Raw genomic sequence first — 13444 nt, forward strand, 5'->3', positions numbered from 1 at the left:
TTCATTCAAGCCGACGCCGCTTCGCGGCGCGGCTTAATTCAGGCGTTAGGCCGCATGAGTCACGCTGTACACCTGCATAGACCTTCGGGTCTGGTTCTCGCCTCGATCGTGCTTCTGGGCAGCAGCACGAACGCTTGGTCCGAACCCAGCACGAGTGGGACGCCTCGACCTTGCCCGAACGCAGACACCACTGTCGCCGGAGCCATCGACGCCGACTTCGCCGACATCTGTGTAGGCGTGGCTAGAGCGCTGAAGTTCCTGTCCCATCACGAGGTGCACCCAATCGAGACAGTTTCTGTCGAGGTAACCCGCCGCATTCCGCCGGAGGCTGGTCCTACGGCGGCGGGGTGCTATATCGAGCGGAAGCGGCGAGTGTTCGTTGTCCCGTACAGCGCCTTCCGCCGCAACAAGACTTGGTTTGGCCTAGCCATCAACAGAGAGATCTACCGGTCACTCGCTGCCCACGAAGCCGCCCACGCCGTCGCGTCCTGCCACTTCCGGGTGCCGAAGCCCACGATCCAAGCGCAGGAGTACTTGGCCTACGTCGCCATGTTCTCCTCGATGCCATCCGACCTCCGCACACGTGCATTGCGGGCCACTCCAACTGAGGGCTTCACCAGCCTGGACCGATTCACGCCGCTGTTGTACATGTTCGACCCTATGCGGTTTGGAGCCGAGGCGTATCGGCACTTCTCCAGTGTTGCAGACCAGACTGCCTTCATACAAGACGTCCTCGCTGGAAAAGCGTTGCTGGAGTAGGGCTCGCGGTTTGCATCGGCTCCGAAATGCGGCCTAACCCTTCGCTCGAGTGGACGCGCTCCGGCATGGCACTTGGCCCGCGCGGCGGTCGTTCTTATCATCCACCGCGCGGGCCAAGCGCCATGCCTGCGCGCGCCCCTCAGCTCAAACGTTATGCATCTATGAAGCACTGGAGAAATTTATGAAAATACTTAATAAGGAAGAGTTCAAAAAGGCCGCAGGGACTCCCCTTTTCCAAAATCGAGACTTCTCACTTTACGATGGGGCTCCATATGAGTGCGTTTGCGGGGCAACGCATCGCTTTAGCCAATTTTCTGGTCAACATTTCGCCTCCACAGGGGGGAGCGCTAAATTCATGGTTCAGTGCCCAGACAACGAAAATGCGGCAACACTGATTAAAACCAAGAATAAATTTCTGATTTTGTTCGATCGGTTTGTATCCTTAGCTGGATGTATGCAGTGAAAATTTCCCATTTACACATCAACTCATGAGCGGAAAAAGTGGCTAGATTAATAGGAAAAATAATTGGATTGATCATTAATATAATAATGATTCCAGTAGTTATTGTGCTCGCAATTCCAATGGGACTATTAAAAGCTAGGAGGGCTCAAAAAAGCAGGCTTCTTTTTACTGGTGAAGAACAAGCTCTGTTAGCGAAAGCACAGAGGGTAATCAATATGGAAAATAATGGCCTGCTCTCCCCAGATAGAGACCTGCTTGAGGTGGCAAGATGTATTGAGGATGCACGATGTGATTATCAAATAATCAAAAGTCGCGAACGATTCGATGCGTCATTTGCAGAATTTTTAATGCCTAAAATTGAAGAACGCCATGTAATGGATTGGGACAATGTTATCAGTTATTTTGAGCTGTCTCGTTTTCTTTCTTCCCAGCCTCATCACGAACCACCAAGTGTTCAAGACCTTGTGCGAGCGCTTCAAAACTATATAGCAGGCTATAAATATGAAAACGGATTCTATCCAAAAAATATCATGTTAGATCACAATGTTCATATGATGTTTGCTCATGCCGGAATATATCGAAACGGAAGTGATTATTTTGGTGAAACCCAGATGATTCCAGTCGCGAACATTGAAGGTGGAGTGACTTGGAAGGCTGTTGACCCTGCTCCAGTCGATAACAAATTTGACGATTTTGATGATGACATTCCGTTCTAAAGAAAGGGCATGATATGAATCCAGCGATTAGCAAACTTTATCAAGTGAAAAATGGAGGAGAGCTGTCTCCCCAAGATTGCCAAAAAATCAATACAGAACTCTCAATCATGAAAGCTGATGATATCCCTAATGAACAGCGGGAGAACGTTGCTGATTACTTGGCCTCTGCACTTAATTGTCACTCGGTCCAGCCTCAACTTACGCGCCAACTCGATGTGTTACTTCAAGATCTCCAAGAGAATGCATAACAAGGCGCTGCTGTCGGACAAATTTTCCGCTGCGCTCCAAATTTGCCGCAGAGCGCGGCGTTAGAAAGAACGGAGAAATTGATGCTGAGCGCAATCTTTAAGGGGCTGAAGACCGGCAAGCTCGCCAATCAGGTGTTGGCCATCCTCTCGACCAGTTATGGACTTGCAGCAAGCGCTCAGGGCGTCAGCTGGTATGCAACGAAGCTAGGGGAATTCATGAGTGCGCATGACTTGGCAGCCCACTATGTTACAGAGGAACAGCTAAAGAATATGCAACGCGGCAACGCAGCCCACACCAAGGCCGCGACGAAATATGCAAAGGCTGCAAAGCTCGCATTTGACTCCGGCGAATTATCAAATACCGGATTTGAGAGTCTAAGCGCCGAGTTGAAAAGGCTGGGTATTGAGCATGGAGCCAGTCATTCCTAACAATTCGTTCGTGTGGGACGGCTGCGCCGCCCCACAACTTCAACGTTATAACCCCGGGTCCTCCAACCCACGCTGAAAGGAGCGTCCGATGAATTCACTTGCATTGATTGCACTTACTGGTTGCGTTGTTCTATCAGGATGTGCCTCCACCAGTGGGGGCACGCCACCCACTTCTCAGATCACACGCACCGAAAGTTGCAAGGCCACCACCGAACAGGAGGTCGCATCATTGTTTGATCGGTGGAATCAGTCATTGCAGACTGGCGATCCGCATAAGGTCGTTGCCAACTATTCGGAGCGCTCCATTCTGTTGCCTACTGTTTCCAACAAACCTCGCTTGACCCCAGAGGAAAAGGAGGATTACTTTCATCATTTCCTGGAGAATCGTCCCTCTGGAAATATTGATCTGCGCTTCGTAGTGATCGGTTGCAACACGGCCACTGATGCTGGCCTCTACACCTTTACGTTCGCTAAAACAGGGGCAGTGGTCAGTGGTCGCTACAGCTACACCTATCGCTGGGATGGTTCAAAGTGGCTGATCACGAGCCATCATTCCTCCGTAATGCCAGAGAAGCAGTAGCAGGGTATAGCTCTTAATTTCAGCAGACTGCCAAAAGCTTTGCTTTTGCCATCCGCTGAATTCATTCGTTATTCCCCTCATCCCAGTTTATGCAGGCCGCTATTAATTTCAGCATTTTAACTTTTTCAAAGGCTTCTCCTTTGGGGTTTAGGCCGCTCGCCGGGTTTCGTCTACACGCGCTGCGTAGGCTTCAGGTATTCTCGGCATCTATCGCTTGTACAGCAAGCGCCAGCAGCTATCATTTTTGCAGCGCTGCGCCGCTTCTGTGGCTCAACGCTTTTTCGTGGGCCGCGCCCGTCTTTCGCGTCGGGCGCTCCCTTCTGGTTTTCGGGTCTAACTCTGCAGTCAAGCGGACTTGCCTACGGCAAGCCGCTTACTTTGGCCGTTTGCTCAGTTCCAAATTTCCCGCACCAGGCTCATTCCCTCCGTGCGGTTGTCGCGGTGGACATCAGGGCAGGTGTCGTTTATCGTGATAGGTTTGCTTTGAACCCGGCGCGGCCCGTCGCGCCGCCGCGCTCCCATGCCTTCGTCGCCTGCCACCTCTGCTCGCCGCGCGCCCAAACCTGAAGCGGTTGTCGCTACAGCGCCGACCGCCGAAGGTCAATTCGTCACTTTCCCCGACTCTCCCTTCCAGCTCTACCAGCCGTACCCGCCCGCCGGCGATCAGCCCACGGCCATTGACCAGCTGGTCGAGGGCGTGGAGAACGGCGAGTCGTTCCAGACCCTGCTGGGCGTGACCGGCTCGGGCAAGACCTTCACCATGGCCAACGTGATCGCGCGCCTCGGCCGGCCGGCGATCGTGTTCGCGCCCAACAAGACGCTGGCGGCGCAGCTGTACAGCGAGTTCCGCGAGTTCTTCCCCAAGAACGCGGTCGAGTACTTCGTCAGCTACTACGACTACTACCAGCCCGAGGCCTACGTGCCCCAGCGCGACCTGTTCATCGAGAAGGACAGCGCGATTAACGAGCACATCGAGCAGATGCGCCTGTCGGCCACCAAGAGCGTGCTGGAGCGGCGCGACACGGTGATCGTGGCGACGGTGTCGGCCATCTACGGCATCGGCGCGCCGGACGACTACCTGCAGATGCGGATGATCCTGAAGGTGGGCGGCAGGCAGGGCCAGCGCGAGGCCATCGCGCAGCTGGTGCGCATGCAGTACCAGCGCCAGGACATCGACTTCGCGCGCGGCAGCTTCCGGGTCCGCGGCGACACCATCGACGTGTTTCCGGCCGAGCACAGCGAGCTGGCGGTGCGCATGGAGCTGTTCGACGACGAGGTCGAGAGCATCTCCCTGTTCGATCCGCTCACGGGCCGGGTGCAGCAGAAGGTGCCGCGCTTCGTCATCTACCCGTCGAGCCACTACGTGACGCCGCGCGAGAAGACGCTGGCGGCCGTGGAGACCATCAAGCTGGAACTGGCTGAGCGGCTCGACTATTTCGTCAAGGAAGGCAAGCTGGTGGAAGCCCAGCGGCTGGAGCAGCGCACCCGCTTCGACCTCGAGATGCTGACCGAGCTGGGCCACTGCAAGGGCATCGAGAACTACACGCGCCACCTGTCGGGCGCAGCGCCGGGCGAGCCGCCCGCCACGCTGACCGACTACCTGCCGCGCGACGCCATCATGTTCCTGGACGAGAGCCACCAGATGATCGGCCAGCTCAACGCCATGTACAACGGCGACCGCTCGCGCAAGACCACGCTGGTCGAGTATGGCTTCCGCCTGCCGTCGGCGCTGGATAACCGGCCGCTGAAGTTCGCCGAGTTCGAGCGCCGCATGCACCAGGTGATCTTCGTCAGCGCCACGCCGGCCGACTACGAGAGGCAGCACGCTGGCCAGGTGGTCGAGCAGGTGGTGCGTCCGACCGGGCTGGTCGACCCCGAGGTCGAGGTGCGTCCGGCCACGCATCAGGTCGACGACGTGCTGCAGGAGATCCGCGAGCGCGTGCAGCGTAACCAGCGCGTGCTGATCACCACGCTGACCAAGCGCATGGCCGAGCAGCTGACCGAGTACCTGGCCGAGAACGGCGTCAAGGTGCGCTACCTGCACTCCGACGTCGATACGGTGGAGCGGGTCGAGATCATCCGCGACCTGCGGCTGGGCGCGTTCGACGTGCTGGTGGGCATCAATTTGTTGCGCGAGGGTCTGGACATTCCCGAGGTATCGCTGGTGGCGATCCTGGACGCCGACAAGGAGGGGTTCCTGCGCGCCGAGCGCTCGCTGATCCAGACCATCGGCCGTGCTGCGCGCAACGTCGACGGCAAGGCCATCCTGTACGCCGACCGCGTCACCGACTCGATGAAGCGTGCCATCGGCGAGACCGAGCGCCGCCGCGCCAGGCAGATCGCCTTCAATGCCGAGCACGGCATCACGCCGCGCGGCATCGTCAAGGAAGTGCGCGACCTGATCGACGGCGTCTACAGCGAGAAGAGCGGGCGCGACGCCGCGCGGCTGGGCGGGCCGGCGGACCAACGCCTGGTCGAGGAAACGGCGATGTCGGAGAAGGACCTCGCCAAGGAAATCAAGCGGCTCGAGAAGCTGATGCTCGAGCACGCGCGCAACCTGGAGTTCGAGCAGGCCGCGCGGGTGCGCGACCAGCTGGCGCTGCTGAAGACGCGCGTGTTCGGCGCGCCGGGACACGATGCAGCGGCCTGATCGGCTGGTGCCCTCGACGGATCAGGTGATGAAGAAACCCGCTCTCGCGAGAGCGGGTTTTCGCCGCGCCGGTGGCGTCCCTAGTTCACCGTCAGGTTGTTGTTGACCGTCTTCACGCCGTCCACCGCCTTGGCGATGTCGGTGGCGCGCGCCTTGGCGGCGGCATTGGGCGCCGGGCCGGTCAGGGTGACGACGCCATCCTTGGTGTCGACGTCGATCTTGATGGCGCTCAGTTCGCTGTCGGCCGCCAGCTTGGCGTTGACCGAGGCGGTGGTGGCGATGTCGCCGACGGCATCGCCGACCTTGGCGGCCGCGGCGCTGGCCTCGGCCTTCACCTCGCGCGCCTCCTGGCGGATCTCGGCGCCGGCCTGATTGGCAGCGGCCTTGGCGTCAGCGGCGGCATCTTTCGCCGCCTCCTTGGCATCGCGGCCGGCTTCGGCGATGTTGGCCTGCGCGTCCTGCGCCGCGGCCTTGGTCTCGGCCGCAGCTTCTTGTGCCGATGCCTTCAGGTCACTGGCGGCTTCGGCCGCCTTGTTCTGCGCGTCCTGCGCAGCGGCCTCGGTCTTGGCGACGGCCGAATCCAGTTGCTGTCCGGCGGTCCGGTTGTCGTTCCTGTCGCAGGCGGCCAGGCCGACCGTCAGGGCTGCCGCGGTGGCCAACAGGCTGAGGCGGTGAAGCGTGGTGTTCATGGTGCACTCCTTGGTTTGAACCGGCGAGGGCAGCGTCCGCGCCGCCCTCGCCAGACCTGAACTGTAGGCAGCGGCGCGGCACGCCCGCGTCAGCGACGCTTGAAACCGCTGTAGGACAAACGAGGCGCGGCATGTCGTCACGGCCGGCCGGTAACGCGTGCCGGAAGCCGGAAAGTGCACGCTGGCGACGCGTCGCCCACGCCAGCCCGGCACGCACGCGGAACAGGCCCCTCTGTCACAATACCGGTTTTGCCCTCAAGCCACCGTGGTGAAATTGGTAAACACCGGGGACTTAAAATCCCCTGTCGTGTGAACGACTTAGCGGTTCGAGTCCGCTCGGTGGCACCAATCGGTCCCGGCCCTGTCGGCGCGGGTGATCCGGGTGGTGCGCCGGCCTGGAGCCGGCCGGGGGCATGAGTGAAGGAAACGCCATGAGTCATGAAGACGCAGCTTTCGAGATTCACGTGCATGGCGACGTGAAGTTGCGTGCCGATGTGGGCTTCAACGCCCTGCAGGACGCGCTCAAACCCTTGTGGAAATACGCCGGTGCCAGGTCGCTGGCCGACGGCGCGGCCAGCCTGTACGAGGACGAGCCGGGCATCCGCTTCGATCCGCACCAGCACCTGCTGCAGATGTGCTGGACGCTGCAGGGCGAGGAAGACTTCCGCCAGCAGCTCGACGACCTGTGCATGAACCTCAACGAGCTGTCGGCCGAAGGCTCGCAGATCGAGGTGACGTTCTACGACGCCGACTACGACGAGGAGGACGAGGCCGAGCAGCGCGAGGCACGCGACGACTTCGTGCTGCTGTTCGTCGGTCCGACGCCCGAAGCCATCATGCGGGCGCAGCGCGACCTGCTGGTCGAGGACGTGGTCAACCTGATGGAGCGCCACTTCGACGGCGCTGAACTCGGCGGCGTGGTGGCCGAGATCGACAAGCTGTTCACCGGGCGCTTCAACGCGCTGGCCAGCTCGCTCGAGCTCGGCAAGCCGCGCAGCCCGGGCGGCGGCACGCCGGGGCACGGCGGCGGGCGCCGCCCGCGCCACCTGCACTGAACTCGGCCGCTTGACCGGGGCCGGCGCGCCGCGCGCCGGCGGTCATCCGCGCTTGCTATGCTCGGCGCGCGCCGGCGGCCGGCCGGCGAGGAGCGCCCATGGCCATGTTCTCGTCCGACGTCCTGAATCCCGGCGTGCGCCGGCGCGAGCTGTTCGGCTGGGCGATGTACGACTTCGCCAACTCGGGCTACACCACCGTGGTCATCACGGCGGTGTTCGCGGCCTACTTCGTCGGCGGGGTGGCGGGCGGTGCCGACTGGGCGCCGCTGGCCTGGACGGTGGCGCTGTCGATCTCGTACGCCATCGTCATGCTGACCATGCCCAGCCTGGGCGCCTGGGCCGACCTGCGCGGCGCCAAGAAGCGGCTGCTGATGCTGTTCACCGCCGCCTGCGTGCTGGCGACGGCGGCGCTGGCCTGGGTGCAGCCCGGCGGCGTGGCGCTGGCGATGCTGCTGATCGTCGTCTCCAACACCTTCTACTCCTACGGCGAGTCGCTCACCGGCGCTTTCCTGCCCGAACTGGCACGGCCCGAGGGCATGGGCAAGGTCAGCGGCTGGGGCTGGGGTTTCGGCTACATCGGCGGCATGCTGACCCTCGGTGTGTGCCTGGCCTACGTGCTGAGCGCGCAGGCCAGGGGCGCGCCGGCGGCCCAGTTCGTGCCGGTGACCATGCTGATCACGGCCGCCATCTACGGTCTGGCGGCCTGCGTCACCTTCGCGTTGCTGCGCGAGCGTGCCCGCGGCGTCGCGACGGCGGGCGAGGGTGGCAGCCTGGGCGCAGCGCTGCGACGGCTGCAGGCCACCTTCCGCGCGGCGCGCAGCTATCGCGACTTCATCTGGCTGCTGGCCTGCACCGTCGCCTACCAGGGCGGCGTGGCGGTGGCGATCACGCTGGCGGCGATCTATGCCGAGCAGGTGATCGGTTTCGTGCCGCAGGAGACCATGCTGCTGATCTTCGTGCTCAACATCGCCGCCGCCCTTGGCGCCTTCGGCTGCGGTCACCTGCAGGACCGCATCGGCCACAAGCTGACGCTGGGCCTGACGCTGCTGGGCTGGATCGCCACCTGCGCGATCGCCGCGCTGGCCATGACCAAGGGCCAGTTCTGGTGGGCCGCCAGCATTGCCGGCCTGTGCATGGGTTCCTCGCAGTCGGCGGGTCGCGCGATGGTCGGCCTGCTGGCGCCGGCACCGCGCCTGGCGGAGTTCTTCGGCCTGTGGAGTTTCGCCACCCGGCTGGCCAGCATCGTCGGCCCGCTCGGCTACGGCCTGATCACCTGGGCCACCGGCGGCAACCAGCGTGTGGCCATCGCCGCCACCACCGTGCTGTTCGTGGCCGGCCTGCTGGCGTTGATACCGATCGACCTCGCGCGCGGACGGGCGGCGGCGGCGCGCGCCGGCTGAAGCGGCGCGGCGCGTCCGAAGCAACGTCTAGATAGGCAACGCGGCGACGCTGAAATTGATCGGCGCGGCGCCCGTGCCGGCTGGCGCCTGCAGGCAGCGCCGTGCGGCAGCGTGCAGGTTGGCAATGCCGCCGGTGGTGGCCAATTCCAGCCGGCCCCGCGGGAGGTGGGCACCGTCGCCGGCCGTGCGCAGCAGGCCCGCCGCACGCAGCAAGCGCTCGGCCTGGCGCGCCACCGGTGAGCCGGCGTCGATCAGCAGCGTTCCAGGCCCCAGGCGCTGCGCGATCTGTGGTCGCAGCAGCGGGTAATGGGTGCAGCCGAGTACCAGGCTGTCGATTGGTTCACAGTCATCGGATGGCGCCAGCAACGTGCCCAGGTAGCGATCGAGCAGTTCACAGGCTGTGCCATCGTTGCCGCTGATCGCCCATCGCTCGATCGACGTCGCCAGGCCGTTGCATGCCACGGTTCGGAAGCGGACCTGGGGCTGCGCTTCGGTCACGCGCCGATGCAGCGCCCGGAACCGGGCGCTGGCCAGCGTGCTGCGCGTCGCCAGCACGCCGACCTGGCCGCTGCGCGTCAGCCGCGCCGCCGGCTTGAGCGCCGGCTCGATGGCGACGATCGGCCAGTCGGGATTGGCGCCGCGCAAGCCCTGCACCGCCACCGCACTGGCGGTGTTGCAGGCGATCACCAGCAGCTTGACGCGGTGCGCGTCTCGCAAATGGTGGGCGATGGCGATCGAGCGGGCCGAGATGAACGCGTCGTCGCGCTCGCCATAGGGTGCGTGGGTGCTGTCAGCGACGTAGACGAAGTCCTCGGCCGGCAGTGCGGCGCGCAAGGCGTTCAGCACCGACAGACCGCCGATGCCGCTGTCGAAGACGCCGATCGGGGCGTCGCAGTCCGTGGCCTGCCGCGCCGGGCTCAAGCCGCGGCGACCGGGATGCCCTTGAACTCGCCGCTGGCGATGCGCTTGGCCCACTCGGCCGGGCCGGTGATGTGGGCGCTGGTGCCGCCGGCGTCGACCGCCACCGTGACCGGCATGTCGACCACGTCGAACTCGTAGATGGCCTCCATGCCGAGGTCCTCGAAGCCGACGACTTTGGCTGTCTTGATGGCCTTGCTGACCAGGTAGGCGGCGCCGCCGACGGCCATCAGGTAGGCCGACTGGTGCTGCTTGATCGCCTCGATCGCCTCCGGCCCGCGCTCGGCCTTGCCGATCATCGCGATCAGGCCGGTCTGCGCCAGCATCATCTCGGTGAACTTGTCCATGCGGGTGGAGGTGGTCGGGCCGGCCGGGCCGACCGCCTCGTCGCGCACCGGATCGACCGGGCCGACGTAGTAGATGACACGGTTGCTGAAGTCGACCGGCAGCTGCTCGCCCTTGGCCAGCATGTCCTGGATGCGCTTGTGCGCGGCGTCGCGGCCGGTGAGCAGCTTGCCGCTCAGCAGCAGCGTCTGGCCGGGCTTCCAGCTGGCAACCTGCTCCTTGGTCAGGGTGTTCAGGTCGACGCGCTGGCTCTTCTCGGTGTCGGGCATCCAGTCGACCTTGGGCCACAGGTCCAGGCTCGGCGGGTCGAGGTAGACCGGACCGCTGCCGTCCAGCACGAAGTGCGCGTGGCGGGTGGCGGCGCAGTTGGGGATCATCGCCACCGGCTTGCTGGCGGCGTGCGTGGGGTACATGGCGATCTTCACGTCCAGCACCGTGGTCAGGCCGCCCAGGCCCTGCGCGCCGATGCCCAGGGCGTTGACCTTCTCGAACAGTTCCAGGCGCAGCTCCTCGACCTGGGTCAGCTGGTCGCCCCGGGCCGCCTTGGCCTGCAGCTCGTACATGTCCAAGTCTTCCATCAGCGACTGCTTGGCCAGCAGCGCCGCCTTCTCGGCGGTGCCGCCGATGCCGATGCCCAGCATGCCGGGCGGGCACCAGCCGGCGCCCATCGTCGGCACAGTCTTCAGCACCCAGTCGACCAGGTTGTCGCTCGGGTTCAGCATGGCCAGCTTGCTCTTGTTCTCGCTGCCGCCGCCCTTGGCCGCCACCGTGACATCGACGGTGCCGCCTGGCACGATCTCGGTCACGATCACGGCCGGCGTGTTGTCCTTGGTGTTCTTGCGTGCGAACTGCGGGTCGGCCACCACGCTGGCGCGCAGCGTGTTGTCCGGGTGGTTGTAGCCGCGCCGGACGCCTTCGTTGATGGCGTCATCCAGGCTGCCGGTGAAGCCTTCCCAGCGCACGTCCATGCCGACCTTCAGGAACACGTTGACGATGCCGGTGTCCTGGCAGATCGGGCGGTGGCCGGTCGCACTCATCTTGCTGTTGGTGAGGATCTGCGCCATCGCGTCCCTGGCGGCGGGCGACTGCTCGCGCTCGTAGGCGCGGGCCAGGTGCGTGATGTAGTCGGCCGGGTGGTAGTAGCTGATGTACTGCAGCGCGGCGGCGATGGATTCGATCAGGTCGTCCTGCTTGATGGTGCTCATGGGGTGTCCTCTCAGCGCGAAATGCTGCAGCGGCAGCAGGGCCTTCGCTGCTCTGCTACCGTTGCTCGAACCCATGATTCTGACAGGCTGGCCATGACCCACGCTGACAAGCGGACCCGCACCGAACGCGACACCTTCGGTCCGATCGAGGTGCCGGCCGATCGCCTGTGGGGTGCGCAGACCCAGCGCTCGCTGCAGAACTTCGACATCTCGGGCGAGCGTCAGCCGCGCGAGATCATCCGCGCGCTGGCGCAGGTCAAGCGCGCCGCGGCGGTGGTGAACCAGCGGCTCGGGCTGCTCGAGGCAGCCAAGGCGGACGCCATCGTGGCTGCGGCCGACGAGATCCTGGCCGACCGGCATCCACACGAGTTTCCACTGGTCGTGTGGCAGACCGGCTCCGGCACGCAGACCAACATGAACCTCAACGAGGTGATCGCCAACCGCGCCAGCGAACTGCTTGGTGGCGAGCGCGGCGAGGCGCGCCGGGTGCACCCCAACGACGATGTCAACAAGAGTCAGTCGAGCAACGACGTGTTTCCCACGGCGATGCACGTGGCGGCGGTCGAGTCGATCACGCACCGGCTGCTGCCGGCGCTGGAGCGGCTGCGCGCCACGCTGGCGGCCAAGGCCGAGGCCTTCGCCGACATCGTGAAGATCGGCCGCACCCACCTGCAGGACGCCACGCCGCTGACGCTGGGGCAGGAATTCTCGGGCTATGCGGCGCAGTTGGCGCATGCCGAGGCGCACGTGCGCGCCGCGCTGCCGCACCTGTGCGAACTGGCGCTGGGCGGCACCGCGGTCGGCACTGGCCTGAACGCGCCGCCGGGCTATGCCGAGGCGGCGGCGGCTGAGCTGGCGCGCCTGACCGGCCAGCCGTTCGTCACCGCGCCGAGCAAGTTCGAGGCGCTGGCCTCGTGCGACGCGCTGGTGCAGGCGCACGGGGCGCTCAAGGGGCTGGCGGCCAGCCTGACGAAGATCGCCAACGACGTGCGCTGGCTGGCCAGCGGGCCGCGCAGCGGCATCGGCGAGATCAGCATCCCGGAGAACGAACCCGGCTCGTCGATCATGCCCGGCAAGGTCAATCCGACCCAGAGCGAGGCGCTGACCATGTTGTGCGCGCAGGTGATGGGCAACGACGTGGCGATCAACATCGGCGGTGCCTCGGGCAACTTCGAGCTCAACGTGTTCCGCCCCATGATCGCGCACAATTTCCTGCAGAGCGTGCGCCTGCTGGCCGACGGCATGGTCAGCTTCAACGACCACTGCGCGGTCGGCATCGAGCCCAACCGCGCGCGCATCGACGAACTGGTGCAGCGCTCGCTGATGCTGGTGACCGCGCTCAACCCGCACATCGGCTATGACAAGGCGGCACAGATCGCCAAGAAGGCGCACGCCGAAGGCCTGAGCCTGCGCGAGGCGGCGCTGGCCAGCGGCCACCTGACGGCGGATCAGTTCGATGCCTGGGTGCGGCCGCAGGACATGGTGTGATGGGGCCTGGCACCGCGGGATGGCGGCGCCGGGCTTCCGACACATGCGAGAGGATCAGAGGCATTGCGCTGGAGTAGAGTGACGGGGGCGCTCAGGTCGGCGCCGAGTCAGTGCTTTGTAAGAGCATGACGGGATGATGGTAAGGTCTCGGCGGGCGGGAATGTCCGCGTATCTGCAACGAAGAACCAGGAGATGAAACCCATGAGTACCAGTGAATCTGTCGCCATCCAATCCATGCTGGTCGAGAACCGCGTATTCCCGCCCAGCGAAGAGATGGTCAAGGGGGCGCACATCAGCGGCATGGACGCCTACCAGGCGCTGGTCGACGAGGCAGAGAAGGATTTTGAAGGCTTCTGGGGCCGCCTGGCCAAGGAACACCTAGTCTGGTCGAAAGAGCCGACCAAGGTCCTCGACGAGTCGAACAAGCCGTTCTACAAGTGGTTCCCCGATGGCGAGCTGAACGCCACCGTGAACTGCCTCGACAAGCACATGGGCACGC

General features: G+C 63.9%; 13 protein-coding genes and 1 tRNA gene. 11 read left to right on the forward strand and 3 right to left on the reverse strand.

Annotated features, from left to right (window positions below):
- Window positions 1-54: 54 nt before the first annotated feature.
- The 6 genes from PK606_RS08950 to uvrB all read left to right on the forward strand — a co-directional run bounded on the left by PK606_RS08950 (window position 55) and on the right by uvrB (window position 5845).
- On the forward strand, window positions 55-759 hold the full coding sequence (locus tag PK606_RS08950; RefSeq protein ID WP_324562961.1) for a DUF6639 family protein: 705 nt from the start codon (window positions 55-57) through the stop codon (window positions 757-759).
- 549 nt (window positions 760-1308) lie between these two features.
- Window positions 1309-1938: a hypothetical protein gene (locus PK606_RS08955; RefSeq protein ID WP_324562963.1), complete on the forward strand. Its 630-nt coding sequence runs from the start codon at window positions 1309-1311 to the stop codon at window positions 1936-1938.
- Between the two features lie 329 nt (window positions 1939-2267).
- On the forward strand, window positions 2268-2615 hold the full coding sequence (locus PK606_RS08960) for a hypothetical protein (RefSeq protein ID WP_324562965.1): 348 nt from the start codon (window positions 2268-2270) through the stop codon (window positions 2613-2615).
- A gap of 88 nt (window positions 2616-2703) precedes the next feature.
- Window positions 2704-3195 (forward strand): DUF4440 domain-containing protein, encoded by a 492-nt coding sequence (locus PK606_RS08965; protein ID WP_324562966.1) that lies wholly within the window; start codon window positions 2704-2706, stop codon window positions 3193-3195.
- 89 nt (window positions 3196-3284) lie between these two features.
- Window positions 3285-3668, forward strand: coding sequence for a DUF1010 domain-containing protein (locus PK606_RS08970; RefSeq protein WP_324562968.1), 384 nt, complete (start codon window positions 3285-3287; stop codon window positions 3666-3668).
- A gap of 47 nt (window positions 3669-3715) precedes the next feature.
- Window positions 3716-5845 carry an excinuclease ABC subunit UvrB gene (uvrB, locus tag PK606_RS08975; RefSeq protein WP_324562970.1) on the forward strand — a complete coding sequence of 710 codons (2130 nt, stop codon included), beginning with the start codon at window positions 3716-3718 and terminating at the stop codon, window positions 5843-5845.
- A gap of 80 nt (window positions 5846-5925) precedes the next feature.
- On the opposite strand, the gene PK606_RS08980 is transcribed toward uvrB, so the two are convergent.
- Entirely contained in the window at window positions 5926-6534 is a 609-nt protein-coding gene (locus tag PK606_RS08980; RefSeq protein WP_324562973.1) for a BON domain-containing protein, read from the reverse strand.
- Between the two features lie 259 nt (window positions 6535-6793).
- Between PK606_RS08980 and PK606_RS08985 the strand changes: the two genes are divergently transcribed.
- The 3 genes from PK606_RS08985 (at window position 6794) to PK606_RS08995 (ending at window position 8989) form a co-directional block, all read left to right on the forward strand.
- Window positions 6794-6882, forward strand: a tRNA-Leu gene (locus tag PK606_RS08985).
- Window positions 6883-6965: 83 nt separating this feature from the next.
- The gene (locus tag PK606_RS08990; RefSeq protein ID WP_324562976.1) at window positions 6966-7589 is read left to right on the forward strand and encodes a DUF6806 family protein; all 624 of its coding nucleotides are present in this window, start codon (window positions 6966-6968) and stop codon (window positions 7587-7589) included.
- Window positions 7590-7687: 98 nt separating this feature from the next.
- Window positions 7688-8989: an MFS transporter gene (locus tag PK606_RS08995; RefSeq protein ID WP_324562979.1), complete on the forward strand. Its 1302-nt coding sequence runs from the start codon at window positions 7688-7690 to the stop codon at window positions 8987-8989.
- A gap of 27 nt (window positions 8990-9016) precedes the next feature.
- Here the strand turns inward: PK606_RS08995 and murI are convergent, their stop codons facing one another.
- Window positions 9017-9910, reverse strand: a complete 894-nt coding sequence (gene murI, locus PK606_RS09000; protein WP_324562981.1) for a glutamate racemase — start codon at window positions 9908-9910, stop codon at window positions 9017-9019.
- Window positions 9907-11457 carry a fumarate hydratase gene (locus PK606_RS09005; protein WP_324562983.1) on the reverse strand — a complete coding sequence of 517 codons (1551 nt, stop codon included), beginning with the start codon at window positions 11455-11457 and terminating at the stop codon, window positions 9907-9909. Before PK606_RS09005 ends, murI begins: the two co-directional genes overlap by 4 nt.
- 93 nt (window positions 11458-11550) lie before the next feature.
- Between PK606_RS09005 and fumC the strand changes: the two genes are divergently transcribed.
- Together fumC and PK606_RS09015 are read left to right on the forward strand one after the other, a co-directional pair.
- Window positions 11551-12945: a class II fumarate hydratase gene (fumC, locus tag PK606_RS09010; protein WP_324562986.1), complete on the forward strand. Its 1395-nt coding sequence runs from the start codon at window positions 11551-11553 to the stop codon at window positions 12943-12945.
- Window positions 12946-13146: 201 nt separating this feature from the next.
- On the forward strand, window positions 13147-13444 hold a 298-nt coding region (locus PK606_RS09015), incomplete at its 3' end, for an acetyl-coenzyme A synthetase N-terminal domain-containing protein (protein WP_324562988.1).

The organism is Ottowia sp., from assembly GCF_035444425.1.
Taxonomy (GTDB): Bacteria; Pseudomonadota; Gammaproteobacteria; order Burkholderiales; family Burkholderiaceae_C; genus Ottowia.

Coding starts and splice junctions, on each gene's coding strand:
- PK606_RS09005 (WP_324562983.1), bottom strand. CDS start 11,457: ATGAGCACCATCAAGCAGGACGACCTGATCGAATCCATCGCCGCCGCG.
- fumC (WP_324562986.1), top strand. CDS start 11,551: ATGACCCACGCTGACAAGCGGACCCGCACCGAACGCGACACCTTCGGT.
- PK606_RS08990 (WP_324562976.1), top strand. CDS start 6,966: ATGAGTCATGAAGACGCAGCTTTCGAGATTCACGTGCATGGCGACGTG.
- PK606_RS08960 (WP_324562965.1), top strand. CDS start 2,268: ATGCTGAGCGCAATCTTTAAGGGGCTGAAGACCGGCAAGCTCGCCAAT.
- uvrB (WP_324562970.1), top strand. CDS start 3,716: ATGCCTTCGTCGCCTGCCACCTCTGCTCGCCGCGCGCCCAAACCTGAA.
- PK606_RS08950 (WP_324562961.1), top strand. CDS start 55: ATGAGTCACGCTGTACACCTGCATAGACCTTCGGGTCTGGTTCTCGCC.
- PK606_RS08970 (WP_324562968.1), top strand. CDS start 3,285: ATGCAGGCCGCTATTAATTTCAGCATTTTAACTTTTTCAAAGGCTTCT.
- PK606_RS08965 (WP_324562966.1), top strand. CDS start 2,704: ATGAATTCACTTGCATTGATTGCACTTACTGGTTGCGTTGTTCTATCA.
- PK606_RS08955 (WP_324562963.1), top strand. CDS start 1,309: ATGATTCCAGTAGTTATTGTGCTCGCAATTCCAATGGGACTATTAAAA.
- PK606_RS08995 (WP_324562979.1), top strand. CDS start 7,688: ATGGCCATGTTCTCGTCCGACGTCCTGAATCCCGGCGTGCGCCGGCGC.
- PK606_RS08980 (WP_324562973.1), bottom strand. CDS start 6,534: ATGAACACCACGCTTCACCGCCTCAGCCTGTTGGCCACCGCGGCAGCC.